Origin of the sequence: Agrobacterium sp. ST15.13.013, assembly GCF_027956525.1 — a bacterium.
In the GTDB taxonomy this organism is placed as follows: domain Bacteria; phylum Pseudomonadota; class Alphaproteobacteria; order Rhizobiales; family Rhizobiaceae; genus Agrobacterium; species Agrobacterium salinitolerans.
Window position 1 is genome coordinate 86,026 of record NZ_JAQKGP010000004.1, and the last position, 26,403, is coordinate 112,428.

The following is a 26,403-nucleotide window of genomic DNA, read 5'->3' on the forward strand; positions in this document are numbered from 1 at the left end:
CGGCTATTCTGACCTTTGGCCGATATTGGGGAATGCAAGTATGACGAAGACCGATATAGCCACCCGTGTCCACAATCATACCTGGAAGCTAGACCCGATCGTCCGCAGCCTGATCGACACGGATTTTTACAAGCTATTGATGTTGCAGATGATCTGGAAACTCTATCCGGAAGTCGACGCGACGTTTTCCCTGATCAACCGCACGAAGACGGTACGGCTGGCGGAAGAAATCGACGAGATGGAACTGCGCGAGCAGCTCGATCATGCGCGTACCCTGCGTCTTTCCAAGAAGGAAAATATCTGGCTTGCGGGTAATACGTTTTACGGCCGCTCGCAGATTTTCGAGCCGGAATTCCTCTCCTGGCTGTCGAGCTATCAATTGCCCGAATACGAGCTTTTCAAGCGCGACGGGCAATATGAGCTGAATTTCCATGGCCGCTGGATGGACACGACGCTCTGGGAAATCCCGGCGCTCGCCATCATCAACGAGTTGCGCTCGCGCAGCGCCATGCGTTCGCTCGGCTATTTCACGCTCGATGTGCTCTATGCCCGCGCCAAGGCCAAGATGTGGGAGAAGGTCGAGCGGCTGCGGGAACTGCCGGGCCTGCGCATTTCCGATTTCGGTACTCGCCGCCGCCACAGTTTCCTTTGGCAACGCTGGTGCGTGGAAGCGCTGAAGGAAGGCATCGGTCCTGCCTTTACCGGTACGAGCAATGTCCTGCTCGCCATGGATTCCGATCTCGAAGCCGTTGGCACGAACGCGCATGAACTACCGATGGTCGTCGCGGCGCTGGCGCAGACGAATGAGGAACTGGCTGCCGCTCCCTATCAGGTCCTGAAGGACTGGAACCGGCTTTATGGCGGCAACCTGCTGATCGTGCTGCCGGATGCGTTCGGCACGGCGGCTTTCCTGCGCAACGCGCCGGAATGGGTGGCAGACTGGACGGGTTTCCGTCCCGACAGCGCCCCGCCGATCGAAGGCGGCGAAAAGATCATCGAGTGGTGGCAGAAGATGGGCCGCGATCCGCGCAAGAAGATGTTGATCTTCTCCGACGGTCTCGATGTCGACGCCATCATCGATACCTACAGGCATTTCGAAGGCCGGGTTCGCATGAGCTTCGGCTGGGGCACCAACCTCACCAATGATTTTGCCGGTTGCGCGCCAAAAACCATCGCCAGCCTCAAGCCGATTTCCATCGTCTGCAAGGTCAGCGACGCCAATGGCCGGCCGGCGGTGAAGCTCTCGGACAACCCGCAAAAGGCGACCGGTGATCCGGGCGAGGTGCAACGGTACCTGAAGTTCTTCGGTGAAGAGGACCATAAGGAACAGAAGGTGCTGGTTTAAAGCTTTTCCAGGAAACTTGGAGCCCGGTTTTCCGTCCGGAATGCTCCGAATTGAAAACGGGCGCTCCGGTTGAGGAAGCGCCCGTGGAAGCCTGACCTATCAGCAGATTACTTCGCAAACTGGTGTGCAATATAATGGAAGAGTGCGCGGATGCCCTGCGCCTCGCCGCCGATCGATGAGTGATGCCTTTCGCTCAGAGACCAGCCGTAAATATCGAAATGCGCCCAGCGCCTGGTATTGGTGACAAAACGTTTCAGGAACAGGGCGGCGGTGATCGATCCGCCCATGCCGCCCGAAGGCGCATTGGTGATATCGGCTGCGCGCGAGCGTATATCCTTGTCGTAGCCCATGTAGAGCGGCATGCGCCACAACGGATCGTCCGTATCGATGCTGGCTTCCGCGATATCATGCGCCAGATCCTCGTCATCGGTGTAGAAGGGCGGCAGATCCGGGCCGAGCGCGACACGCGCCGCACCCGTCAGCGTCGCCATGTCGATCATCAGGTCCGGCGCATCCTCGTCCGCATAAGCGAGCGCATCCGCCAGAACGAGACGACCTTCGGCGTCGGTATTGTCGATCTGTACCGTCAGCCCCTTGCGGCTCTTATAGATATCGCCGGGACGGAAGGCATTGGCGGAAATGGAGTTCTCGACCGCCGGCACGAGAACGCGCAGATCGACAGGCAGTTTCGCATCCATGATCATCAGCGCAAGGCCGAGGACATTGGCGGCGCCTCCCATATCCTTCTTCATCAGCGCCATGGAGGCGGCGGGTTTGATATCGAGGCCGCCTGTATCGAAGCAGACGCCTTTGCCGACAAGGGTGAGGCGCGGATTGCCCTTCTTGCCCCAGTTCATTTCCAGAAGCCGCGGCGCGCTTTCGCTGGCCCGACCGACAGCATGGATCAGGGGTAAGTTTTCCTTGAGCAGATCATCGCCGGTAGTGACCTTCACCTTTGCCTTGTAATGGGCGGCAAGCGCGCGGAAGGCAATCTCGAGCTCATCCGGTCCCATATCGTTGGCCGGAACATTGATGAGATCGCGCGCAAGGAAAACGCCGGCCAGAACGCGCTTGATCTCGCCGTCTTCCGCATCCTGCGGAATAAGGAGCTTTGCCCCGTTCGCCTTGGTGGTCTTGTATTTGTCGAAGCGGTAGCTGCCGAGGCCGAAACCGAGAGCGAGCCGATTGGCCGTCAGGGGTGCGGTTTCGATGTGCCATTCGCCTTCCGGCAGTTCACGGGCGAGTTTCCCGGTGATGAAGGGGATTTCCGAGGGATTGCCGCCGAGGCCGAGAAGCACGCCGCCCAGCGAACCATCGGCGGAAGGAACGAGGAGGATAGCGCCCGCCTCCGCCTTGAACCCCGCCTTCTTCGCCCAATCCAGAGCGACAGGGTCGATGGCGCCCTGTTCGATATGGGCCGGCGTGACGGCGAAAACCGGCAATGTGCTGCCGGCCTTGGAGCTGAAGGGGGTCGGGCGTTCGATGAACTGATAGGGCGCCATTATATGCTTCCGTAAATGTCGAGAATCGGTGCGATTAACGCTCTGTTAGGGTTAACAGATTATTGCTTAAGCGAAAGTTGCGTCATGTGAGTCTGTCGTGTGTCGGGCGCAAGATCGATCATTCTCGGGCGGGGGCGCTGCCATGACTGCATTTTCTTTGGGCGAGACAGGCCGGACAGGGTTGCTGCGGGGAGCATGTCTTGCCGCATTGGTTCTTGCGGTTTCAGGATGCGCGGGCGCCAACAAGCCCGATCGTATGTCCACCGGCTCCATTCCCGTGGCCACGCGTTCTTACGACCATCTGAACATGGAGCAGCTTCGGCAGGCGGAAGAGACCGCCGGCAAAGCCTATGAACGCAATCCCAAGGACAAATCGGTGGGCATGAATTATGCCAGCGTGCTGATGATGACCGGCAAGAACACACAGGCTCTCGCCGTCATGCAGCAGATCGCCATCGCCAATCCGGCCGACCGTGATGTGCTTGCCGCCTATGGCAAATCGCAGGCGGCTGCCGGCCAGCTGGAACAGGCGCTTTCGACCATCCAGCGGGCACAGACGCCGGACCGGCCCGACTGGCGGCTTTATTCCGCCGAGGGCGCCGTGCTCGATCAGCTTGGACGTTCGAACGAGGCGCGTTCCCGCTACAGGCAGGCGCTTGACCTGAAGCCGAACGACCCGAGTGTATTGTCCAACCTCGGCATGTCTTACGTCCTGTCGAGCGATCCGCGCACTGCCGAAACATATCTGCAATCCGCCATCGCCCAGCCGGGCGCCGATAGCCGCGTTCGCCAGAACCTCGCGCTCGTGGTCGGTCTACAGGGCCGCTTTGCCGAAGCCGAGCGCATCGCGGTTCAGGAACTCTCGCCACAACAGGCGCAGGCAAATCTCACCTATCTGCGCGCAATGCTTTCACAGCAGAACTCCTGGCAGCAACTGGCGAAAAAGGACGGTAAGCCGGCCGGTTGATACGCTTTTGCAGTCATAGAGAGGCCGCGCCCTGATGGTTCGTCGTCAGAATGTGTCGGCGACACGAATGCCGGCAGGCCCGAGAATGACGGCGATGAGAACCGGCAGGAAGAATATTATCATCGGTACAGTCAGTTTGGGCGGCAACGCTGCGGCCTTTTTCTCGGCTTCATTCATTCGCTCGTCCCGGCCTTCCTGCGCGAGAACGCGCAGGGCCTGGGCGAGGGGGGTGCCGTACCGCTCCGCCTGGATAAGGGCCTGCACCACGCTTTTGACACCGTCCAGTTGTGTGCGCATACCAAAATTCTCAAGAGCGACACGCCTGTCCTGAAGGAAGGACAATTCCGCTGTCGTCAGAATCATTTCTTCTGCGAGTTCAGGTGACTGCTCGCCCATCTCTTCCGCTACGCGGCGCATGGCGGCTTCCATCGATACACCGGATTCGATGCAGATCAGCATCAGGTCAAGCGCATCCGGCCATGCCCGTTTGATCGATGCCTGTCGCTTGGTCATGCGGTTCGAAACATAGATATTGGGGGCGTAAAAGCCGACATAGCCGAAAAGAAGCACCGCCATCAGCTGAACGACAAAAGCCTGATCAGCCAGGTTTCCGAGAATAAAAACCCAGGTGAAGGCCACGGCCAGGAAAATGAACGGAAAGATGAACCGGGCGGCGAGAAATGTATTAAGCGCATTTTGCGAACGAAAACCGGCTGCTCGCAGCTTGTTCATTGTGTTCTTGTCGGCAAGTGCTTCCCGGAGGTTGAATTTTTCGACGATTCGACGTGCGGACTTATTGTTGTTGCCTCGCAGGGAGGTCTTGCCGTCTCTGGTTGCTGTCGCAAGTCGCTCGCGCTCGCGGCTGCGAATGAGTTCTCGCTCCGACGATACGGCTTTCATGCGCTTGGCAAAGTCTTTTCGCTCGAAGAAAGGCGTAATGAGCGTATAAAGAGTGGCGAAAACTGCCACTGTTACCAGAATCGCAATAATGGTCTGCGGATTTGTCAGGTCTGAAAGGAGATTCCTTGTCATTGATGACCCTCAAATATCGAAATTGATCATTTGACGCATGATGAAAATTCCTATGAGCATCCATAGTCCAGATGCACCCAGAATGATGTGCCCGCGCATATCCGTGAACAGGACTGAAAGATAGTCAGGTGACGTAAAGTGCACCAGCAGCATAACGATGAAAGGCAATGCGCCGATAATGACGGCAGACGCTTTTGCCTCCATGGATAGGGCGTTCACTTTTGCGCGCATTTTTTTTCGGTCGCGCAACACCTTCGAAAGGTTGGATAACGCCTCCGACAGATTGCCGCCTGCCTGTGCCTGGATATTGATGACAATGCTGAAGAAACTCACTTCGAAAAGCGGCATGGTCAGCATCATACGCTCTATCCCTTGGGGAATCCCGATGCCAACCTGCTGCGCATCGACAACTCGCTGAAACTCTGTCTTTACCGGCTCCTGACCATCTGACGCGATCAGGCGTACCGCGTCGTTCAACGGCAAACCCGACTTGATCGAGCGGCACATGACATCAAGCGCATTGGGGAATTCCTCGAGGAATTTTTTCTGCCGTCGCTTGAGGAGAAAAGCCAATACCCAGCGTGGCAATCCCAAGGCCGCAACAGCGGCGACGAAGAGAACTGTCATTAACGACAGACCGTAGATAAGTGCAATAAAAGCGGCGCAAGCTGCCGCGCCAAGGCTCAGAAGGTGGAACTGCCGAACGGAAATTACCAGCCCAGCCTGCATCAGTTTATCGCGCAGGCTGACATTCTTTGTTTTTTTCGCCTTTTCATTTTGTTTCTTCTCCATGTCCCGCAGGCTGTCCTGCATGGACTTGCGGCGCTTGCTGAGCTCCTGAACCCGATCGCGCGCAGCTTTGATATTTGCGTGATCCGTCTCTGCGGCCCGCACCCGCTTGAAACGACTGGTGGTCTTTTTTTCGACCTCTATCTGCTGGAAAAGAAACGCATAAGCGAGTGCTCCTGCCGAGATGGCGACGAGTACGGCCAGTAACACTATTGTCGGGTCCATGGCAGTCGCTTTCCCTTAGGATGTCTTTTCCATCTCATCGAGCGCGGCCGCCAGGCGTTTTTCTTCGCCGTAATAGCGTGCACGATCCCAGAAGTTGGGCTTGCTGATACCGGTCGATACGTGTCTGCCGATCAGCCTGCCCTGCGCATCCTCGCCTTCGATCTCGTATCGCATCAGATCCTGGGTGACGATGACATCGCCTTCCATGCCGATCACTTCCGTGATCTGCGTTATCCGGCGCGAGCCGTCGCGCAGACGCGCCGCCTGAATGACGACATCGATCGAGCCTGAGATGATTTCACGCACGGTCTTGGCCGGCAGGGTGAAGCCGCCCATGGCGATCATCGATTCGATACGGCTGAGGCATTCGCGCGGCGTATTGGCGTGCAGCGTTCCCATCGAACCGTCGTGACCGGTGTTCATGGCCTGGAGAAGGTCGAAAACTTCCGGTCCGCGCACTTCGCCGACGATGATGCGTTCGGGCCGCATGCGAAGGCAGTTCTTGACGAGATCGCGCATGGTGATCTCGCCTTCTCCTTCGATATTCGGCGGACGTGTTTCGAGCCTCACCACATGCGGTTGCTGCAGCTGCAGTTCGGCGGTGTCTTCGCAGGTGATGACACGTTCATCCCTGTCGATGAAGCTCGTCAGGCAATTGAGAAGCGTGGTCTTGCCCGAGCCGGTGCCGCCCGAAATGACGACATTACAGCGGACGCGACCGATAATTTTGAGCAATGTCGCGCCTTCCGGCGTAATCGCTCCGAAACGCACCAGCTGGTCGAGTGTCAGCTTGTCCTTCTTGAATTTTCGGATCGTCAACGCCGGACCGTCGATGGCGAGCGGCGGCGCGATGACGTTGACACGCGATCCGTCCGGTAGGCGCGCGTCGCATATCGGGCTCGACTCATCCACCCGTCGGCCGACCTGGCTGACGATGCGCTGGCAGATGGAAAGCAACTGCGCATTGTCACGAAAACGAATATCGGATTCGATGGTTTTACCGCCGACTTCGATGAAGGTCTGGCCGGAACCGTTGACCATGATATCGGCGATATCATCGCGAGCGAGGAGAGGCTCCAGCGGCCCGTAACCAAGAACGTCATTGCAGATATCTTCGAGCAGCTCTTCCTGCTCGGCGATCGACATGGCGAAATTCTTGATCGTGATAATATCGTTGACGATATCGCGAATTTCCTCGCGTGCGCTCTCCGCGTCGAGCTTGGCGAGTTGCGAAAGGTCGATCGTATCGATAAGTGCGGAAAATACCTGGCTCTTGGTATTGTAGTAATCTTCCGTGCGGGCGCGTTTTTTCTGTGCCGGCGGTACGCTTGCGGTCGCCTGACGCATTGCCGGCGATTGGCCGGGTTCAAGAGTGTCAATCGCAGCAGAACGAGGTTCAGGCGCCGTCACCGCCTGCATATGTACAGGTGCAACAGGTTCCGGCTTCGTGCTTCTGGGTGGGCCCTCAGGCCCGCGTTTTCCGAACATCGGCGTTTCCGTCTAAGGGCGCAGGCAAAAGACCTACTTGCGCTTGAGAATATTCTTCAGTTTTTCGAGACCGCCGCGCCTGCTTTTGCGCAGCACGGAGCGGCCTGTGATGGTGTGGGCGATTTGCGAGAAGGTTTCCGCTATTTGCGATTTTTCATCCATCTCGCTGATCATTCGGCCGCTATTGGCGGCATTTCCGAATAATGATGCGTCGAACGGGATGATCGCGATCGGTTCGATTTCAAGCGGCTCAAGGAAATCCGCCGGCGCGATTTCCGGACGTTTGGGCATGCCGACCTGATTGAGAACGAGATGCGGCAATTTATCGTTGGGTCTCAGCTTTATCAGCGCGTCGAAGAGATTTTTCGTATTGCGCAGGTTTGCGAGATCGGGAACGGCCGTTATGACCACCTCATCGGCTTCCGCAAGGACTGCCCGCGTCCAGTCGCACCATTGGTGGGGAAGATCGAGAACCGCAACCGGGGCGCTGCGCTGCAAAACCTCGAGGATCGGCAGAAAGGCTTGACGATCGAGATCGTAGGTGCGGTCGAGAAGAGACGGCGCTGCCAGAAGCGACAGATGATCGGAACATTTCGTCAAGAGACGGTCGAGAAAAACCTCGTCCAGCCGCTCCGGCGAAAAGACCGCTTCAGCCATGCCTTGGGCAGGGTCCTGATCGAAATCGATATTCGCCGTTCCGTAGGCAAGGTCCATATCAGCCAGAATGGTTTCCGTGGAAAAAAGACTGGAAATACCAAAGGCGCAATTGTGCGCGATGGTGGACGAGCCCACACCGCCCTTGGCGCCAATGAAGGCGATGTTACGGCCAAGCGGCTCCGCTTCCGGATCGACGAAGATCGCGGCGATCGAACCCAGGAGATCGGCCATATTGATTGGAGCGACGAGATATTCGGAGATGCCGTTGCGGATGAGATCGCGATAGAGCGTTATGTCATTGTGCCGGCCGACGATGATGACACGCGTGGAGGGATCGCAAACCTCCGCCAAAGGCGCGAGATCGTCCAGCAGTGAGGCGGGTGAGCTTGCTGTTTCGAGAATGATGAGATTGGGTGTGGGTGACGTGGAAAACATCGTGGCTGCCGCATTGATGTCACCTTTGGTCACCCGCAGGGTTACCTTGCTCATGCGCCGGTCGCTGGACAATGCGTCCATGACACCTTGCATATTGTCGCTGACGCAGAAAGCGTGAACGGAAATGCGGGGCAGGGGCCGCAGGTGGTCCATATCCGAAGCGCGCACGGGCGGTTCGGCTTCTGTGCCGCCGCTTGGCTTGATATCGTATTCTACAGCGCTCATTGTTTTTCCTGCCGTGAGAAATCGTGGATCTGCATCAGTTTGTCGGTGCCGTCGAAGTACCGCTGCGATAGGTATCGATGACCACCGCCCGGCGTTCGGCATCAATCGGGCTCATGCCGCGCGGGCCGACGAGATCCATGGGATTGGCGATCTGCGCTGCGAGATTGCTCTGGGACGCGCATCCGAAATTGTACCAGTTCTTGTTGGCGAAGGTATTATCCGAGAGGTCCTCGGGCCATTGGCCGCACTGGCCAGTCATGGCGGTAACCGCAACATAGCTCAGGCGGATGGGCGCGGCGTCGCCATTCGGGGAGGCGGCATAGTTCGTCTGCATGATTTTTCCTGGCGCCACACCCGCACCCGAAAGCGCTGAGCGAATCTGTTTTGCCATTCGTGATGCCGCCGCGGAGTTGGCGGAGCCGGAAGGTATTTGAATATTGACTATGCCCGTCGACATGGATGCATAATTCTGGGCAAAGCCACGAACATTGTCTGCCATCGCAGTGGTCAAGCGGCTATCGCCGGCAGAAACGGGTATGTCGAGCGAGTGCTCGGCTTCGGACAGCGTAATCGGGTGGCGGGTGCGATAGTCATCGGGGATCGCGTTGGTCGTCATGGGGTCACGGGCGCAGCCCTGTAGCAACCCCGCGACAACAGCGACGACAGCCGCAAGGCCGATCTGTTTTGCGAAAGGGCGGTGAGTGTTTGCGTGCATGATGTCACCTGCGCGGTCCGGACTTGCTGCGAGATCGGGTTGGGAATTGGCGGAACTCGTCGTCATTTGTAGATGAACCCCACGGAGCCTTGGTATGGCGCCGCCTGGACCTGGTCCTTGCGGCCATAGACCTTGTTGACGCGGTTCATGAAATACATGGCGGCATCGTTTTCCGGGTTGAAGTTGTCATCCGGCCGGGCGATCTGGTTGCGCGCGACGGGCCGTACCAGATAGGGCGTCGCGATGATGACCAGTTCCGTTTCGTTGCGCAGGAAGTCCTTGCTGCGGAAAAGCGTACCGAAGATAGGAATTTTCGAGATGCCCGGCAGCCCGGACATGGCTTGCCTGACATTGTCCTGGACAAGGCCCGCGATCACGATTGATCCTCCCGAGGGAAGTTCGACCGTCGTGGAGGTCTCGCGCTTGCGCACGGACATATAGGTCGAGCCTGGAACGCCCCGCCCGTAATTACCGGTGACGACATTGCCTTCATAGGTGGGTTCGGAGACATTGGTCTCGATCTTGAGACTTATTCTGCCTGGTGAAAGCACCACCGGCTTGAAGTTCAAGGTGATGCCGTAGTCTACCGTCTGTGTCTCGCGTATAACTTTGCTCGGCTGTTTCGTCTCGTTATCAATCTCGATTTCTTGTGTAGCGGCAAGTCGGAAGTCACCGCCCACGTAAAATTTGGCCTGCTCGCCGGAAATGGCTGTCAGGCTCGGCTCTGCCAGGGTGCGCATGACGCCGGCCTGCTCCATGGCGTTGAGGTAGGAAGCGAATCTAAGGGAGCCAGAACCAATCGCACCACTGGCGATCCGGGACGCTCCATCGATCGCGTTGCCGAGATTGGACGGATTTGCGAATTCGAAACCATTGCCGCTCGTTGTACTGCCGATCGACCCGTTGAAGCCGAGTTGCTTCAGAACCTGTCTGCTGACTTCGGCAACGGTGACCTTCAGCGTCACCTGATCTTCACCCTCAATCGTCAACATATTGACGATTTGCGATACTTGCCGGCGCTCGGCAAAAATCGCCGCATCGCCACCATTGTCGCCGCCCGTCAGCGATATGTTGCGTGTGGTGGCCTCACCGCCCTTTAGAAAGGCGTCTGCCAGTTGCACGGCGCGTGCGGAGTCCTGCGGTGTGCGCACCGATCCCGTCAGAACGATATTGTCCGAAACGATTTCCACCTTGATGTCAGACTCGGGAATGAAGCGGCGAATATTGGCCTCAAGCCCGGAAATATCGCGCTCCACCTCCAGATCGAGGCTGACGATTTCCCTGCCGCCGTCACCGAAAATGAAAATATTGGTCTGACCGACCGTTTTACCGAAGAGATAGATTCGTCTGGACGTGCGGGTCACGGCATCGGCAAGGCTCGGATCGGCAACAAGGATATCGTGAGCATCTTCAGGCAGGTCGATAACCAGCGCCTTGTTTAAACCCAGTTTCAAGCGTTTGCGAGTGCCGGCACCGCTTTCGGTGATCCGCACGACGCTTGCGCTTTGCGCCTCTGCTTCGCTGAAACGCAGAAATTTGGGGGAGTGCTGGCCGGGGATGCCTGAAAAGGCAAGGCAGAATGCGAGCCCACCCGCCATCGATGAACGCAGGCGTTGTTTGAGACGGTTTGTCATGAGCCCCCCGGTCATTGTGAAGCTCCTTGACCGCTCTTCACGATCGAGCCGGATTTGATTACCTGAATTTCCGGCTGCCCGGAGCTTCCGCTGAGAAGATGGCCGGCCGAAAGCGTATCGTTTTCCTGTGCATCGGCGACGGAGCGCAAGGCGAGCGTGAGACGATCCGCCATCTGTTGCGCCACTGTGATGATCTTCGCCTGTTCAGGGGTCAGTTCGAGCGTAGCGGTTGCGCCGACAACCGCCGACGTTCCGTCCTCGCCTTCCTTGATCTGCTGATCGATCGCCAGGACACGGACATTGTTCAAAACATTTTCGGTCAGAAAGTTATTGTTTTCGCCCTTGCGGACCATGATCACATCGACCCGGTCGTTCGGCAGCACGAAACCGCCTGCACCTGTCGAGACGGAAATCTCGGTGGCGACGGCGCGTTTTCCGGCCGGCAGAAGGGAGGACATGATGCGCGTGCTGGAATCGACCACTTTTTCCGGCCGGATCGGCTCACCTTCGAAGAGAGGCAGCCGGACGACAGCGCCCGCGAGTTCGGTGATGGCGTCTGGCCTTTTCGCTTCCGTGATGAAACTGTCGACCACATTGCCCTGTGGCCAGGGTGTCCAGCGCACGGAGCTGTCGTTCAGGCGGCTGCCGACGGGCAGGTTGACCGAAGAGACGAGAACGTTGACCGTCGGTTCTTTCTGGATGATCGTTTCCGCTTTCTCGATGACCTGCTTGGCACCGGAAATCTGCATGGCGACAAGGCCGGCAAGACCGGCGGCCACCAGGGCAACGGAAAGAATGACGATACGCGACGGTTTCATGCTCGATCCTTGAGGGAATCAGATTCTGCTCCCGTCAGGATGGCGCGCCATTGGTATAATTATGGTTAATAGTATGCTTGGATTTGTGGTTAACGGGCTATTAAAGCTAGGTTGAGTAGCAATTATCTAGGAAAGACTGGCAATCGCGGCTTTAACGAGCGGTGCTTCGCCATAGGTCATCAGCCCGGCGACGGCGATGCCGATGCCGTAGGGAACTTTTTTCGCGACCAGGAGCGAATCCGGGATGGGCATACCAGCCGCCATGATTTGTTGTGACCGCGAGCGCAGAAGCAAAATGCCGATCGTAAGGAAGCCGCCAAGGAAAGCGACGCCGAGCAAGAATTCTATGAGCGATATGTTGAAACCATACCAGCATGCCGCGGCTGTCAGGAGCTTAGCGTCGCCTCCGCCCATGACATTGGCGGCAAAAAGCGCAAAACAGGCAAAAAAAACGATGGCGGCGGCCAAAAGACTCATTGCCAAGGTCTGCCATCCCATGCCGGTGAAGGGGGCAACTACTATAAAACTTAGCAACAACACCAGCGGTATGCGGTTAGGTATTGTCATGCTGAACAGATCGTTCAGCGCAGCAAACGTCAGGCACAAAGGCAAAGTTAAAAAGATTGCTGCGACAACCATAAATTCGCCTCCCCAGAATATGGGTGTAGTGGTGATGACTGATATTCAGATGACTAAAAATACAAAAGATGGCCGCCCTTTGTAGGGCGGCCACCCCGAAGTTTCTTAGCTTTTACTCACCAGACTTAGTGGCGGCTTCCGTCATCTTGTCGCCAAGGTTTGTGAACAGCGTGCCGATCTGGTTGCCGACGGTCGTTGCGCCGCCAATGATCGCAACGGAAATAAGCGCAGCAATCAGGCCGTATTCAATGGCAGTTGCACCGGATTCGTCTTTCAGGAAACGAGCGAAAATCTTGGTCATGGGTCTCTCCTAACTTGTGTTGGTTCAGCACGCCGACAACTGTTTTCCGTTGTTCGGTTGCCTTCAAACTACAGCCGAGCGATTTCCAAGCGCTTAAAAAAAACGATTAATTCAAAGTAAACGGCAGGATGAGTTTCTCTTGGTAAACAAACAAGAAAAGTAATTTCTGTATTTTTATATTTGCTGATAAACAAATGTATTTTGAGCCTGTCCGGTTATCCCTTCCCTGCAAGTGTCGTTTCACAGGGGCGCACATGTTCAGTTTTGGAGCGTGTCAAGAGACATGAAAATATCATCTTGTTACACACGGCCATCGTCTGCTTAGAGGATTTCAGCCATTTAACGCTTCATTCACTAAAACCACGCATTCTCTAGCGAAAGAAATTGTGTGGATAATGAGCAAGGGCCAAAAGCGTGACATCCGGAAAACTGACGAAAATCGTGGTTGGCTTGTCCGCTATTCTTGGAGCAGCGGCGCTGCCTGTTTTTGCTCAGGAAGATTTATTACGCGTGTCGATGAATCACGCCCGTGTTCTCCGCCTCGATCGTCCCGTGAGCAAGGTTATCGTCGGCAATTCCAAGGTCGCAGACGCCACGGTTGCCGATTCCACCACGATTGTTCTGACAGGCCGCAGTTTTGGCACGACCAATCTCGTGCTTCTGGATGCCGATGGCAATCCTATCGTGGATGAACGGATTCTCGTCTCCATCGACGAGGGCAATACGGTGCGTGTTTTCCGCCAGACGGAGCGAACCGTTCTGTCCTGTACGCCGAATTGCGAACAGCATTCGCAAAATAGCGGCGACAAGGACGCTCAGCCGTAACGCCGCAACATCAATCATAGATTCTGACAGGATGGCAGCCTTCCGGTAACACGGGAGCGGCCTTCTTTTGGGTTTTCCCATCGGTGGGAAGACGAAAAAGCAACACGCTCCCCGGCGTTTGCCGGTCGGCTATATGTTGCTGTTTTTTTGGCTAAGTATTTGATCTGGCTAAGATCAAAAATGGAATGGTGCCCAGAAGAGGACTCGAACCTCCACACCCTTTCGAGTACCAGCACCTGAAGCTGGCGCGTCTACCAATTCCGCCATCTGGGCGACGGAGAGCGATGTACGAGGGCAGCCGCCCGGTGTCAACAGACTTTTTGAACTTTTATGACGATCATTGATTTTAAAGGGAAAAAACTTGGTTGGCCTTGTTGAAACATGTCGCCGGGTCAGGTGTCGAGGCCTTCGTGCTTCGTTCTGTCCACATGGCCGAGGTCGCGTTCCGGGTCGATGATGTCACGGATTCTTTGTTTGAGTTCTTTTGGGCCGGGAAAACCGCCATCGCGTTTGCGTTCCCATATGGTCGTACCGTTAACGGTGATCTCGAACAGACCGCCGGTTGAGGGAACGAGGCTGACTTCGCCGACATCAGAAGCGAAGGTCTGCAGGATTTCCTGCGCCATCCACCCTGCCCGAAGCAGCCAGTTGCATTGTGTGCAATAGCGGATGGTTATGCGGGGTTTGGTTTCGGTCATCCTCACGTCTCCTTCGCTGCCCGGCAGGAATAATGCTCACGATAATGTCAACTATAGTACTCATGTTTTTATCGGGTGCACCCTTGTTCTTACCATGCGGCTTTGCGAACAGAGAAGCTGTCGAAGGCTGCAACGTGGAGATCCTATGGCCCAGTTCGAGAATAATCGTCAGCGTCTTTTCGTTCCGGCGGTCGCACCGCTTTATAATGCGACGCATGATCTGGTGGAGACGATCCTGCGCGTCACGGCAGGACTTCTTCTCGTTACCCATGGGTTCGGCAAGATCGTCAATCCTTTTGGCGCAGTCGGCATGGTGGAGAGCCTCGGCTTTTATCCAGGCGTCTTCTGGTCGCCGCTGCTGGCTGCCACGGAATTTTTCGGAGGAATTCTGGTCGCTATCGGCCTGTTTACACGGCCTGCGTCCTTTGCTGCCATGATCGTTCTTCTGGTAACGGTTTATTTTCACGGCATCGTAAAGGCGGAAGGTCTGGGCGGTGCGGAAAAATCGATTCTGTGGGCCGCGATTTTCCTGTTCTTCGCCGTTCGCGGCGGCAACCGGCATTCGGTAGACGCCAAGCTGGCGCGTGAATTCTAGGGCGTATCGCTTCAGAACCCACCTATTGTCACAAGGACGTTGCTGCGGCTCTTGAAAATCGATTTTTCTCGTGGTGAAGCTTGATTTGATCGGCACTTTTGGCCGGTTGAATCCATGCCGTCTCCACGAGGTTTCATGCGCGTCGCAATTATAGAAAATATGGCGGGTACGCCGCATGGGCAGCTCGGTGTCGCGCTGCAAGAAGCGGCGGCGGAAATCCACGTCATCCGCGCCTATGCGGGTGAGCCTCTCCCAAGGGATGCCGCCGACCATGATGCGCTTGTCGTTCTGGGCGGCGAACAGAACGCGCTTGACGATGCGCTTTATCCCTATCTTGCCGATCTCGCCCTTCTCATGAAAGCCTTTGGCGATGCTGGCAAGGCGGTCTTGGGTGTGTGCCTCGGCAGCCAGTTGCTGGCGCGCGCCTATGGCGGAGAGAATATTCTCTCAGGTCCGCCGGAATTCGGTTGGCAGGATGTCTCCCTGACGGAAGAGGGTGTGTCCGATCCGCTATTGGCCGGGCTGGAAAAGACCTTCCCTATTTTTCAGTGGCATTGCGATACATTTACGCTTCCGCCGGACGCCACGCGGCTTGCGACCAATGGCGCGACACGAAATCAGGCCTTTCGCATCGGCCGGGCAGTCTATGGCACGCAATTCCATTTCGAGGCCTCGACCACCGTGGTTGATGGCTGGTGCCAGGCGTTTCCTGCTTCCGTCGAAAGAATGTCCCCGGGCTGGCTGGGGAATTATCGTGACCATCGTGGCCCGCGCGCAGAAATGGCGGATGCAGCCGGACTGGAAATCGCTCGAGCCTGGGTACGGCTCATTCAGATCGCCGATTTTCCGTTGCGAAAGTGATCGAGGCCGAACAGAGTTGCGGCTGATGGACTACGGCGCGAAAGGAGACGCAAACATCATGTACAAATTTGAAATCTACCAGGACAAGGCCGGCGAATACCGGTTCCGCTTCAAGGCATCCAACGGGGAAACAATGTTCTCGTCGGAAGGATACAAGGCAAAAGCTTCGGCCATCCATGCGATCGAATCGATCAAGAGAAATTCCCCCGGCGCCGACACTGTCGATCTGACCGCCATGACGGCCTGAACCGCGCCGCCGCGCGAGAATTCGATCCGTTTCGCCTGCCAGAAATGACGGGCGCATTGGCGGGTGCCGACGTAAAGATAAGATTCAGTCTTTTTTGATAATCTTCCGTTAGCATTTGTATTTCGAGGTCTCCGGGCGGCATCAGAGCGCCCCCGATTTGTTTTGCGTACGGGTTCTCATGCGTTCATCGGCTGTGCCAGCACTTTTCTTCGGTTGCTTCCTGCTTGGAGGCTGCACGTCCAGTTCCGGGCCGGAAAGCCTGATGGCGGGCTTGCCTTCAAAGGAAACGACGAGTTCGGTCACGCCATCCGCACCGGTGCCGCAGGCAGGTGTCGGTACCCAGGCCATCGCCGCTCAGCCACGGCAGGAAGTTCTGGCATGGGGTGGGCCGGTGCCTGACGAACCCAAAGCCTTTTCCGCTGTCACCCCCAAAGCGTCCTTGACGCAGGATGCGCCTGAAGTCCGTTTGCCGGTTCCGGCACAGTCAGCCGGAATGGTGCGGCCGACGGAGCGCCCGACGATCAATCAGATGGAGCGTCCGGTACAGTTGGCCATGGCTGCGGCGCCGGCGGCGAGCGCCGGCGCGCAGGTTCGTTCACGCATTTTCCGCTCCAGCTTCAGCGATGCGAAGCCGATCAATTTCGGCAGGGTCCAGCCGCGTCATTTCCAGGTCCACGGGGTGGATGTATCCCGCTGGCAGGCCAATATTAATTGGCCGCAGCTGCGCACACGCGGCGCCAATTTCGCCTTCATCAAGGCGACGGATGGCGGCGACCATCTCGATCCGATGTTCCGCACCAACTGGCAGCGCGCGAAGGAGGCGGGCATTCGCCGCGGCGCTTACCACTTCTTCTACTGGTGCCGCAACGCCAGCGAACAGGCGGACTGGTTCATTCGTAATGTACCGCGCGATCCAGATGCGCTGCCGCCTGTCATTGATGTGGAATATAACGGCGAATCGAGCTGCAAGATGCGCCATTCGCGTGAGCGCGTTCTGGAAAAGATGCGCGTCTTCATGGACAAGCTCGAGCGCCATTACGGCCAGCGGCCGATCATTTATACGGCGCCCGATTTTTACAAGGACAACCTCAAGGGCGAATTCCAGGATTATCCCTTCTGGCTGCGCGCCGTTGCCCAGCATCCGTCCGTGGTGTATCCCGGCCGCAAGTGGCTGTTCTGGCAATATTCCGGTTCCGGCCTGTCGCATGGCGTCGATGGCCGCATCGATCTCAACGTCTTCAACGGCAGCGAGGACGCGTGGCATCGCTGGGTGGAGCGTCGTTCGAGCTGACATCGTTCGAGCTGACGATGGCAGCCGTCAGCGCGCGAATTTCCGCGCGCCTGCAACACAGAGAACCACCACAAGCGTAATGGCGATCATGGCCGGGCTCACCTCCTCATGCAGCAGGGTCGCGGCAAGTGCCAGCCCGAAGAAGGGCTGAAGCAATTGCAGCTGGCCCACGGCGGCGATGCCGCCAAGCGCCAGTCCGCGATACCAGAAGATGAAGCCGATCAGCATGCTGAACAGGGAAACATAGGCAAGGCCGGCCCAGGCCTGCGGCTCGATGCCGGCAAGCGTTTCCGGCCCGGTAAAGAAAGCAAGCGGCAGCATGACCGGCAGGGAAAGAACCAGCGCCCAGGAAATGACCTGCCAGCCGCCCAGCTTGCGGGAAAGGGCAGCACCTTCCGCATAGCCAAGCCCGCAGACGATGATTGCCCCGAGCATCAGCAGGTCGCCGGCAAGCGAGGCCTCGACACCGGCGGCAAACGAATTCGACAGGGAAAACCCCGCAACAAGCGCGCTTCCAAGGCAGGAAAAGAGCCAAAACACCGGGCGTGGGCGTTCTCCGCCGCGCAGCACCGCGAAGATTGCCGTTGCGAGCGGCAAGAGCCCCACAAAAACGATGGAATGCGCCGAGGTAACATGCCGCAGGGCCAGCGCTGTCAGCAGCGGGAAGCCCACCACAACACCCAGTGAGACGATGAAAAGCGATGTCAGGTCATCGCGCGCCGGGCGCCTTTTCCGGAACAGAAACAGCAGCGCCAGCGCCAGCAGGCCGGCAATGCTGGCGCGGGCGACAGTCAGGAAAACCGGATCGAAACCCGTTACCGCAATGCGCGTCGCGGGCAGCGAACCGCTGAATATCACCACGCCTGTCAGGCCGCTCAGCCATCCGCTCGTCGTCTTGTCCATCGTCAACTCCTGCGTTTTGCCTTTCTTGATCCGGAATGGCTGGCAGGAACAGCGACAATCATATACAATTTCAATAAACTGTTATGGTATCGCAAGCGGTACAGTTGGAGGAAGTGTGGACGGACCGATTGCTGCGGGCACGCGCATAGAAAAGGTGATGGCAAGTGTGCGGCAACGCATCGCCTCGCGCAGCCTCGTGCCGGGCGCGCGCCTGCCCTCGGTCAGGGCGCTGGCGAAGACCATGCAGGTTTCCACCTCCACCATTGTCGAGGCCTACGATCGGCTGGTGGCCGATGGCACGATAAGCTCGCGCCCCGGCTCCGGTTTTTTCGTTTCGGGTCCGCTTGCGCCCCTGTCGCTTGCCGATATCGAACCGCAGCTGGACAGGGCGGTGGATCCTTTGTGGGTTTCACGGCAGGCGCTGGATGAAAGTTCCGTTCTCGCCAAACCCGGTTGCGGCTGGCTTCCCACATCGTGGATGCCGCAGGAGGCGTTGAGGCGAGCCATGCGCGGGCTTACCCGCGCCGACGCAGCCCTGTTGACGGATTATGGCGGCCCGATGGGGCTGTTGCCGCTGCGCCAGCTTCTCTCGCGCAGGTTGGCCGAACACGGGGTGCAGGCGGGCCTCAACCAGATCATGCTCACCGACTCCGGCACGCAGGCGATCGATCTTTTGTGCCGTTTCCTGCTGCAACCGGGGGATACGGTTGTTGTCGATGACCCGTGTTACTTCAATTTCCACGCCCTCTTGCGGGCGCACAGGGTAAAGATCGTCGGTGTTCCCTATACGCCGACCGGACCGGACCTGGAACTCTTCGAGCAGGCGCTGAAAGACCATCAGCCCCGGCTTTATATCACCAATTCCGCAATTCATAATCCGACAGGCGCAAGGCTTTCCGCCGTTTCCGCCCATCGCCTTCTGATGCTCGCAGAGCAGGTGGGGCTGACCATCATCGAGGATGATATTTTTGCCGATTTCGAAACCCAGGCAGCGCCCCGGCTGGCTGCCTTTGACGGTCTGAACCGCGTCGTCCAGATAGGCAGTTTTTCAAAAACCCTGTCGGCCTCCGTACGGTGCGGTTTCATCGCAGCACCCATGGCATGGGTAGACCCTCTAACCGATCTCAAGATCGCCACCACTTTTGGCGGAACGCATTTTTCGGCGGCGCTCATCCTCTCGCTTTTGACCGATGGCAGCTACCGCAAACATGTCGAGGCGCTCAGGCAGCGTCTTGCGGCGGCGATGCCGGAGGTGGCGGCGCGTCTCAGGTCGGTTGGATGTGTGCCGTGGATCGAACCGCAGGCGGGCATGTTTTTGTGGTGCCGCCTGCCGGACGGGGTTGATGCCGCCGATGTGGCGCGCCGCGCCCTTTCGCGGCAGGTGGTGCTGGCCCCCGGCAATGTGTTCAGTTCCTCACAGAGCGCGTCAGGTTTCATGCGTTTCAACGTGTCGCAAATGGCAGGTCCGCAGGTCATGACGGTGCTGGCGGAGGCGCTTCAGCAGGCGGTTGAGCCTCGTCTGTCGTAAGCGCTCTGGGCCAAATCGGAACAAAATCTCGTGAACGTCGTTTTCTCCGCAGAATGAAGAGGAGGAAACACCATGACATTCGATCCCAACAACCCGCGTCCGGACCGCGATCTTCGTCCGGAAGTGAATATCAGCAATGAACCGCGTGCCCGCACGTCGTCGTCCTGGGTGCCGTGGTTGGCGATCATCGTCGTCGTATTGGTGGGCGTTTTCGCCTGGTCGCAGATGAGCGGCCCGACCACCGATCCGGCCACGACATCCTCCACCACGCCGCCTGCGGCAACGGATCAGGCACCGGCCCCCATGGCTCCGACCGCTCCGGCAACACCGCCTGCGAACGATACTGCACCGGCAAGCCCGAATACGGGCGGCACGCAGACCCAGCCGTAACGAGCCTACTCATACAATAAAACCGTCTGCCTCAGGGCAGGCGGTTTTTCTTTGCGAGATGGCCCCTTTCCCGCCCCCTAAAGCTGTTCCATCGCGGAAGGGTGGTTGGAAACCCTGGACCAGCGGCTGATGGACTCTTGCGCCAGCTGCGAAAGGGCAATGCCTCCGAAACGGGACAGTAGAATGTTTTCCGCCTCTTTCATGGCATCAAAAAGTGCTGCATTGACAGCCTGTTCGATAACGCAGTTCGGGTTGTCGCCAGCCAACCCGATCGAGAACAGTTCCGGCGCGCCAAGCGCCCGGTAAATATCGAGCAGTGTGATTTCGCTGAGCGGCCGCGCCAGCACCCACCCACCGCCATGGCCTTTTTCCGACGAGACATAACCATGCTCTCGCAAGCCCGCCATTGTCCTGCGCACCACCACCGGATTGGTCTGAAGCATCGCTGCGATGCTCTCGGAAGTCGCTGCACCCTTATGATTTTCCATATGGATCAGAATATGCAGCACCCGTGAAAGGCGCGTGTCGTGTCTCATTGTCCAAACCCGCTTGTTTACAACGACGCTATCACTTTCGATGTGACGTAACAATATAAGTTGCGTGACTATTGACTCCGAAAATCACGTAACAATATAAGTATCGTGAAATGAACGGGCACTTCCGCCTCCCTCCTGAAACGATGGGTGCATCATGAAATTCGACGTCATCATTATCGGCGGCAGCTATGCCGGCCTCTCAGCCGCCCTGCAGCTTGGACGCGCCAGAAAAAACATTCTGGTGGTGGACGCAGGTGAACGGAGAAACCGTTTCGCCAGCCATTCCCACGGTTTTCTCGGTCAGGATGGCAAGGCGCCGGGTGAAATTATCACCGAGGCGCGCCGCCAGATCGAACGCTACCCGACCATAGATTGGGCTGAGGGCAGGGTGACCGATGCCGAAGGCTCCTTCGGCGATTTTGTAATCGAGATCGATGGCGGCCGTCGTGAGACTGCGGACCGGCTCATCCTCGCTATGGGCGTCGCCGATGAATTGCCTGCAATTGCCGGGCTGAAAGAGCGTTGGGGCTCTTCGGTCTTCCATTGCCCCTATTGCCATGGTTACGAGCTCAATCAGGGAAAGATCGGCGTCATCGCCGCTTCACCTTTGGCCATTCACCACGCATTGATGCTGCCCGACTGGGGCGAGACGACCTTTTTCACCAACGGCGTCTTCGAGCCGGATGCGGACCAGAACGCATTGTTGTCAAAGCGCGGCGTGCGGGTGGAAACAACCCGCATCCGGGAAATTACGGGGCATGCGGATGTCGTTCTGGCGGATGGACGCAGCATCGCATTGGCTGGCCTTTTCACCCAGCCGAAATTGCGTATCGCCTCGAACTGGCTGGAAAAACTTGGCTGCGCTGTGGAGGAAGGGCCCATGGGATCAAGCATCGTGACAGACCCGATGAAACAGACCACCGCCCCCGGTATTTTCGCCTGCGGTGACGTGGCAAGGCCTGCCGGCTCGGTCGCCCTCGCGGTGGGAGACGGCGCCATGGCGGGTGCTGCGGCTCACCGGTCGATCCTGTTTCCGGAATGATCAATTCGAAACAAGGTTGAGCCAGCGTCCCGGCGGCATGCCAAAGGCATTTTTGAAGTGTCGGGTAAAATGCGCCTGATCCGCAAAACCGCAGGCAAATGCCGTTTCCGCAAGCCCCGCACCCGCACGCATCATGTCCTTGCATTTTTGCAGTCGGCGCATGATGAGATAGCGGTGCGGGCTTGTGCCGAACAGGAAACGAAAGTGCCGAAAGAGCGTGAAGCGGTCGAGCCCACTTATCCGTTCCAGCTCTTCAGAGCCGACGGTGCCGGCGCTATTCTCCAGCAGATAGTCCCGGCACCGTAAAACGGCGATACGGTCGATCCGTTTGATGGTTCTGGCGCTTCCGTTTGAATGTTTCCAGAGCAAGTCCGCCAGTCTTGACTGCCAGTCGGTAAGAAGCAGATTGTCCGGCTCGCCTTCCAGATTGCCAAGCGCCTCAATGAGGCATCGCCGGAATTCCTCATCTTCGATGACGGGATTTTGGGCGAAGGGCAGCGCATTATATCCCGCCTCAGTCGTTTTTTCGGGCGGAAGATAAAGCATACGGTAGCGCAGCCCTTCATCGGTGCCTGCGCCGCCATCGTGAACTTCGTCCGGATGCAGCACGATTACCTTTCCGGGCATGCTGAAATGCGATTTCCCCCGATAGGAAAAGGTCTGGACGCCGGAAAGCGTGACACCCAGCGCATAGGTATCATGACGGTGCGGCGCATAGGCGTTGCCATGAAAGCGCGCTTCGATGCGTTCTATGCCTTCGCTGGAGGGCGCCTGCACGATCCCTTCGAATTTGCACGAACGTTCAAGATCGCCGACGCCCCGAGGCGCTAGGATCGTTTCTCTTTCGTAACCACAGCCAGATTGAGTTCGCATGTTTGATACCAAGATCGCTGTCATCCTTCGCGATGACCTTGCCGTGTGGCAAAAACTGAACGTTACCGCATTTCTCATGTCCGGGATCGTCGCCCAGGCACGAGAGATCATCGGCGAACCATACCGCGACGGGGCGGGCAACGTCTATAATCCCCTGTCCATTCAGCCGATTGTCGTCATGGCTACGAATCAGGAGGCGTTGCGCAAAATCCACCAGCGATCCCTCGAGCGCGACGTCACGACATCGCTTTATATCGAGGAAATGTTCGCCACCGGGCACGATGTCGCCAACCGCCAGATATTTTCGGAATTTTCTCCTGATGATGCCAAGGTGGTCGGCATGGCGCTGAGGGCCGACAGGAAGATCGTCGACAAGATCACCAAGGGTGCCAAGTTGCACGCGTGACCCTAAACGCAAAAGGGAGGCTATGGGCCTCCCTTCAATAGCGATGGCAATATGATTTTGCTGCTTATTCGTCGTTCATCTTCAGCGCGGCGATAAAGGCTTCCTGCGGAATTTCCACCTTGCCGAACTGGCGCATGCGCTTCTTGCCTTCCTTCTGCTTGTCCAGAAGCTTGCGTTTGCGCGTCGCGTCGCCGCCATAGCATTTCGCCGTCACGTCCTTGCGCAGCGCGCGCACGGTTTCGCGGGCGATGACCTTGCCGCCGATGGCCGCCTGGATCGGAATCTGGAACATGTGCGGCGGAATGAGTTCCTTCAGCTTTTCGCACATGCCGCGCCCGCGCCGGTCGGCCGCCGAACGGTGCACCAGCATGGAGAGCGCATCCACCGGATCGCCATTGACGAGGATCGACATCTTGACGAGATCGCCAGCGCGATAGTCGATGATGTTGTAATCGAACGAAGCGTAACCCTTGGAGATGGATTTCAGCCGGTCGTAGAAATCGAACACCACTTCGTTGAGCGGCAGTTCATAGGTGATCATTGCACGGTTGCCGACATAGGTCAGCTCCGTCTGCAGGCCGCGCCGGTCCTGACAGAGTTTCAGGATGCCGCCGAGATATTCGTCCGGCGTCATGATCGTCGCCTTGATCCACGGCTCGCGGATTTCCTTGATCTTCACAACGTCGGGCATGTCGGCCGGGTTGTGCAGTTCCTTTTCCGTGCCATCGGTCAGCGTCATTTCATAGACAACCGAAGGGGCGGTGGCGACGAGATCGAGATTGAACTCGCGCTCGAGGCGTTCCTGAATGATTTCGAGATGCAGCAGGCCGAGGAAGCCGCAGCGGAAACCGAAACCGAGAGCGGCCGACGATTCCATTTCGAAGGAGAAGGAGGCGTCGTTGAGGCGGAGCTTGCCCACTGCCGCGCGCAAATCCTCGAAGTCGGCTGCATCGACCGGGAAGAGACCGCAGAACACCACGGGCTGCGCGGGCTTGAAGCCGGGCAGGGACTGCGCTGTCGGGCGCTTGTCGTCGGTGATGGTATCGCCGACGCGCGTATCGGCCACTTCCTTGATCGACGCGGTAATAAAGCCGATCTCGCCGGGGCCGAGGCTATCGACAGTGACCATCTTCGGGGTCAGCACACCGACGCGCTCAATGCCGTATTTCGCGCCGGAGCCCATCATGCGGATCTGCTGGCCCTTGCTCAGCACGCCATCGATGACACGCACCAGAACCATGACGCCGAGATAGGTGTCGTACCAGCTGTCCACCAGCAGTGCCTTCAGCGGCCCGTTTTCGCCGACATCGCTCTTCGGCGGCGGCAGGCGGTGGACGATGGCTTCCAGAACATCGGGAATGCCAAGGCCGGTCTTGGCTGAAATCATCACGGCGTCGGAAGCATCGATGCCGATCACTTCCTCGATCTGCTCCTTGATACGGTCGGGTTCGGCCGCCGGCAGGTCGATCTTGTTGAGCACCGTGACCAGTTCGTGATTATTGTCGATCGCCTGATAGACGTTGGCGAGCGTCTGGGCTTCCACGCCCTGCGACGCATCGACCACCAGCAGCGAGCCTTCGCAGGCCGAGAGCGAGCGGGACACTTCGTAGGCAAAATCGACGTGGCCGGGCGTGTCGATGAGGTTCAGCACATAGGTTTCGCCATCATTCGCCTTGTAGTGAAGGCGCACGGTCTGTGCCTTGATGGTGATGCCGCGCTCGCGCTCGATATCCATCGAATCGAGAACCTGTTCCGACATGTCGCGTTCGGCAAGGCCGCCCGTCGACTGGATCAACCGGTCGGCCAGCGTCGATTTGCCATGATCGATGTGGGCAACGATCGAGAAGTTGCGGATATGGTCCAGGGGCGTGCGGGTCGAATTTGTGCTCATGTCCCGCGCTATAGCAGGGGCTTGTCATGCCGCAAAGCGGGAATTTGGTTAAAAGCCCTTTAAAATGGGCTTTCAGATCGCAAATTGCTCCGGCCAGTCACGCCGGGTGGCCACCTGTCCTTCGGTGCGCAGCCTTGCAACGGCGGCAAGATCGATATCTGCGATCAGCAACGTGCTTTGTGTGACCGCATCGTACTCGCTTTCCGCAATGATGCCGGATGCCGGCATGCCATAGTCTGACGGCACATAAAGGGCGGCGCGGCCGCAATTTTCATCGACGGCGGGAGACCATGGGGCCTCGCCCGCAGTAGGGGAGGAGAGGATGGCATATTGATTTTCCAGCGCCCGTGCCTGCGCGCCGATGCGAACCCGGTAGGCGCCCGCCAGCGTGTCGGTGCAGCTGGGGGCGAGAACAAGTTCGACGCCGAGCTCCGCCAGCCTGCGGCCCAGCATCGGAAACTCATTGTCGTAACAGATGAGGATGCCGAGCCTGCCGATCGGGGTCTCGAAGGCTTTCAGGCCCTCCACGCCGGCATGAATGTTCCATTGCTCCCGCTCGAAGCGGGTCATGATCTGCTTGTCCTGATATCCGATCAGGCCATCCGGGCCAAACAGCCATGCGCGGTTGCGGAACTTGCCGTCCGGATCCTTCACCGGGGCGCTGCCCGGCTGGAAGAGGATTTGATGTTGCCGCGCCAGCTCCTCGCAAAGCTCCACCCAGGAAGGGATCAGCGGCTGTATCTCTTCGATGGAACGATGCAGATCGGAGCGGGCGTCGGGCGGCAACTGTCCGGTCAGCGCCATCGCCGAATATTCCGGCAGCAGCAGCAGTTCCGCGCCCTTTTCCTTGGCCTCGCGGACGATGGCGGAAAGATGCGCGGCATAGGCCTCCCATGTTTCGATCAGTTCGATGGCATATTGGCTGGCGGCTAACCGGGTCATTCGTTTCCGTCTCCGGCAATGTTCTTCATCCAGAAGGACAGCGTTTTTGCGCTTTCGCTGCCCTCGTCGAGGTCCTGCCATGTGAAGCTGGTGCGCAATTCTGGGTGATGGCGATAGCCGCGCTTTTCCCAGAAGGCATTGAGCGGCACGTAATCCGCTGGGCGACGCGGATGGTCGGCGGGCCGCTCGACCGCACAGAAGGTGCAGCGATCAAAGCCGAGCCTCTTTGCATGCGCCTCCCGCGCCTCGAAGAAGCGCACTCCTATCCCGTGACCACGATAGCCGGGCAGCAGCACGCTTTCACCGAAGTAAAATATCCGGTCCGGATCGTAACCCGCCTTGACGAAGGGCGCCTTCACCTCTTCGGTCTCTGCCGCCATTGGCATGCCGGTCGACATGCCGACCACATTGCCGTCATCGAGCGCCAGCACGAAGACCGCGCCGTCCGTATCGGCATAGGTCGCGAGATATTTTCGCTCATAGTTCAGCGAGCCGTCATAGAGATAGGGGAAGGCACGGAAGACCGTGATCCGCAGGCGCGCGAGGTCATCGAAATGATGCGCGGCGTCGATGCCGGAAAGAGACTTGATTTCGACGGTCATG

The 26,403-nt window shown here is 57.9% G+C and carries 28 protein-coding genes and 1 tRNA gene; 11 read left to right on the plus strand and 18 right to left on the minus strand.

The annotated features are described in order from the left end of the window. Positions 1-40: 40 nt before the first annotated feature. Entirely contained in the window at positions 41-1,345 is a 1,305-nt protein-coding gene (gene pncB, locus PL597_RS05755) for a nicotinate phosphoribosyltransferase (RefSeq protein WP_077984509.1), read from the plus strand. Positions 1,346-1,452: 107 nt separating this feature from the next. On the opposite strand, the gene PL597_RS05760 is transcribed toward pncB, so the two are convergent. After that, a complete protein-coding gene (locus PL597_RS05760; protein ID WP_137409590.1) occupies positions 1,453-2,847 on the minus strand; it encodes a leucyl aminopeptidase family protein in 1,395 nt (464 codons plus the stop codon). A gap of 256 nt (positions 2,848-3,103) precedes the next feature. Here PL597_RS05760 and PL597_RS05765 point away from each other — a divergent pair, with 256 nt between their 5' ends. Then, entirely contained in the window at positions 3,104-3,814 is a 711-nt protein-coding gene (locus tag PL597_RS05765) for a tetratricopeptide repeat protein (RefSeq protein WP_332909364.1), read from the plus strand. Positions 3,815-3,859: 45 nt separating this feature from the next. Here the strand turns inward: PL597_RS05765 and PL597_RS05770 are convergent, their stop codons facing one another. From PL597_RS05770 to PL597_RS05810, 9 genes are all read right to left on the minus strand, one after another. Then, a complete protein-coding gene (locus PL597_RS05770; protein ID WP_137409591.1) occupies positions 3,860-4,846 on the minus strand; it encodes a type II secretion system F family protein in 987 nt (328 codons plus the stop codon). A 9-nt stretch (positions 4,847-4,855) separates the two neighbouring features. Next, complete coding sequence (locus PL597_RS05775) at positions 4,856-5,860, minus strand: type II secretion system F family protein (protein ID WP_077984505.1); 1,005 nt, start codon at positions 5,858-5,860, stop codon at positions 4,856-4,858. 15 nt (positions 5,861-5,875) lie between these two features. Continuing rightward, positions 5,876-7,348: a CpaF family protein gene (locus tag PL597_RS05780; RefSeq protein WP_271364746.1), complete on the minus strand. Its 1,473-nt coding sequence runs from the start codon at positions 7,346-7,348 to the stop codon at positions 5,876-5,878. Positions 7,349-7,381: 33 nt separating this feature from the next. Then, positions 7,382-8,665, minus strand: a complete 1,284-nt coding sequence (locus PL597_RS05785; protein WP_269833584.1) for an AAA family ATPase — start codon at positions 8,663-8,665, stop codon at positions 7,382-7,384. Between the two features lie 34 nt (positions 8,666-8,699). Beyond that, a complete protein-coding gene (locus PL597_RS05790; RefSeq protein WP_077984609.1) occupies positions 8,700-9,380 on the minus strand; it encodes a CpaD family pilus assembly protein in 681 nt (226 codons plus the stop codon). Positions 9,381-9,442: 62 nt separating this feature from the next. Next, complete coding sequence (locus PL597_RS05795; protein ID WP_416372221.1) at positions 9,443-11,014, minus strand: type II and III secretion system protein family protein; 1,572 nt, start codon at positions 11,012-11,014, stop codon at positions 9,443-9,445. Positions 11,015-11,025: 11 nt separating this feature from the next. Continuing rightward, the gene (gene cpaB / locus PL597_RS05800) at positions 11,026-11,832 is read right to left on the minus strand and encodes a Flp pilus assembly protein CpaB (protein WP_142913758.1); all 807 of its coding nucleotides are present in this window, start codon (positions 11,830-11,832) and stop codon (positions 11,026-11,028) included. A 126-nt stretch (positions 11,833-11,958) separates the two neighbouring features. Then, positions 11,959-12,471, minus strand: coding sequence for an A24 family peptidase (locus PL597_RS05805; protein WP_077984500.1), 513 nt, complete (start codon positions 12,469-12,471; stop codon positions 11,959-11,961). Positions 12,472-12,583: 112 nt separating this feature from the next. Beyond that, entirely contained in the window at positions 12,584-12,772 is a 189-nt protein-coding gene (locus PL597_RS05810) for a Flp family type IVb pilin (protein WP_271364748.1), read from the minus strand. Positions 12,773-13,186: 414 nt separating this feature from the next. Between PL597_RS05810 and PL597_RS05815 the strand changes: the two genes are divergently transcribed. Beyond that, positions 13,187-13,597 carry a pilus assembly protein N-terminal domain-containing protein gene (locus PL597_RS05815; protein WP_416372220.1) on the plus strand — a complete coding sequence of 137 codons (411 nt, stop codon included), beginning with the start codon at positions 13,187-13,189 and terminating at the stop codon, positions 13,595-13,597. A gap of 186 nt (positions 13,598-13,783) precedes the next feature. Here PL597_RS05815 and PL597_RS05820 read toward each other — a convergent pair. Continuing rightward, positions 13,784-13,870 (minus strand) — tRNA-Leu (locus tag PL597_RS05820). Positions 13,871-13,989: 119 nt separating this feature from the next. Further along, on the minus strand, positions 13,990-14,295 hold the full coding sequence (locus PL597_RS05825) for a SelT/SelW/SelH family protein (RefSeq protein ID WP_077984498.1): 306 nt from the start codon (positions 14,293-14,295) through the stop codon (positions 13,990-13,992). 145 nt (positions 14,296-14,440) lie between these two features. Here PL597_RS05825 and PL597_RS05830 point away from each other — a divergent pair, with 145 nt between their 5' ends. The 4 genes from PL597_RS05830 to PL597_RS05845 all read left to right on the plus strand — a co-directional run bounded on the left by PL597_RS05830 (position 14,441) and on the right by PL597_RS05845 (position 17,289). Further along, the gene (locus tag PL597_RS05830; RefSeq protein ID WP_142913755.1) at positions 14,441-14,890 is read left to right on the plus strand and encodes a DoxX family protein; all 450 of its coding nucleotides are present in this window, start codon (positions 14,441-14,443) and stop codon (positions 14,888-14,890) included. 135 nt (positions 14,891-15,025) lie between these two features. Further along, positions 15,026-15,751, plus strand: a complete 726-nt coding sequence (locus PL597_RS05835; protein ID WP_162520576.1) for a type 1 glutamine amidotransferase — start codon at positions 15,026-15,028, stop codon at positions 15,749-15,751. Positions 15,752-15,809: 58 nt separating this feature from the next. Continuing rightward, positions 15,810-15,998 carry a YegP family protein gene (locus tag PL597_RS05840; RefSeq protein ID WP_059759498.1) on the plus strand — a complete coding sequence of 63 codons (189 nt, stop codon included), beginning with the start codon at positions 15,810-15,812 and terminating at the stop codon, positions 15,996-15,998. Between the two features lie 178 nt (positions 15,999-16,176). After that, positions 16,177-17,289, plus strand: a complete 1,113-nt coding sequence (locus tag PL597_RS05845) for a glycoside hydrolase family 25 protein (RefSeq protein ID WP_271364749.1) — start codon at positions 16,177-16,179, stop codon at positions 17,287-17,289. Positions 17,290-17,316: 27 nt separating this feature from the next. On the opposite strand, the gene PL597_RS05850 is transcribed toward PL597_RS05845, so the two are convergent. Further along, complete coding sequence (locus tag PL597_RS05850) at positions 17,317-18,192, minus strand: DMT family transporter (protein WP_271364750.1); 876 nt, start codon at positions 18,190-18,192, stop codon at positions 17,317-17,319. Between the two features lie 115 nt (positions 18,193-18,307). Here PL597_RS05850 and PL597_RS05855 point away from each other — a divergent pair, with 115 nt between their 5' ends. After that, on the plus strand, positions 18,308-19,720 hold the full coding sequence (locus PL597_RS05855; RefSeq protein WP_269833582.1) for an aminotransferase-like domain-containing protein: 1,413 nt from the start codon (positions 18,308-18,310) through the stop codon (positions 19,718-19,720). Between the two features lie 72 nt (positions 19,721-19,792). Next, a complete protein-coding gene (locus PL597_RS05860; RefSeq protein WP_080791645.1) occupies positions 19,793-20,110 on the plus strand; it encodes a hypothetical protein in 318 nt (105 codons plus the stop codon). Positions 20,111-20,187: 77 nt separating this feature from the next. On the opposite strand, the gene PL597_RS05865 is transcribed toward PL597_RS05860, so the two are convergent. Beyond that, the gene (locus tag PL597_RS05865; RefSeq protein ID WP_077984493.1) at positions 20,188-20,646 is read right to left on the minus strand and encodes an Rrf2 family transcriptional regulator; all 459 of its coding nucleotides are present in this window, start codon (positions 20,644-20,646) and stop codon (positions 20,188-20,190) included. Positions 20,647-20,800: 154 nt separating this feature from the next. On the opposite strand from PL597_RS05865, the gene PL597_RS05870 reads away from it, so the two are divergent. Next, the gene (locus PL597_RS05870) at positions 20,801-21,688 is read left to right on the plus strand and encodes an NAD(P)/FAD-dependent oxidoreductase (RefSeq protein ID WP_077984492.1); all 888 of its coding nucleotides are present in this window, start codon (positions 20,801-20,803) and stop codon (positions 21,686-21,688) included. Here the strand turns inward: PL597_RS05870 and PL597_RS05875 are convergent, their stop codons facing one another. Beyond that, a complete protein-coding gene (locus PL597_RS05875; protein ID WP_162520574.1) occupies positions 21,689-22,465 on the minus strand; it encodes an AraC family transcriptional regulator in 777 nt (258 codons plus the stop codon). A gap of 94 nt (positions 22,466-22,559) precedes the next feature. Between PL597_RS05875 and PL597_RS05880 the strand changes: the two genes are divergently transcribed. Then, the gene (locus tag PL597_RS05880) at positions 22,560-22,967 is read left to right on the plus strand and encodes a DUF2000 family protein (RefSeq protein WP_271364751.1); all 408 of its coding nucleotides are present in this window, start codon (positions 22,560-22,562) and stop codon (positions 22,965-22,967) included. Positions 22,968-23,031: 64 nt separating this feature from the next. Here PL597_RS05880 and lepA read toward each other — a convergent pair whose 3' ends face one another. From lepA to PL597_RS05895, 3 genes are read right to left on the minus strand one after another with little or no spacing between them, the layout of a single operon-like run. Continuing rightward, entirely contained in the window at positions 23,032-24,870 is a 1,839-nt protein-coding gene (gene lepA / locus PL597_RS05885; protein WP_271364821.1) for a translation elongation factor 4, read from the minus strand. A 60-nt stretch (positions 24,871-24,930) separates the two neighbouring features. Beyond that, on the minus strand, positions 24,931-25,800 hold the full coding sequence (locus PL597_RS05890) for a carbon-nitrogen hydrolase family protein (protein WP_271364752.1): 870 nt from the start codon (positions 25,798-25,800) through the stop codon (positions 24,931-24,933). Then, on the minus strand, positions 25,797-26,402 hold the full coding sequence (locus PL597_RS05895; RefSeq protein WP_271364753.1) for a GNAT family N-acetyltransferase: 606 nt from the start codon (positions 26,400-26,402) through the stop codon (positions 25,797-25,799). The genes PL597_RS05890 and PL597_RS05895 overlap by 4 nt, the downstream gene beginning before the upstream one ends. Position 26,403 lies beyond the last annotated feature (1 nt).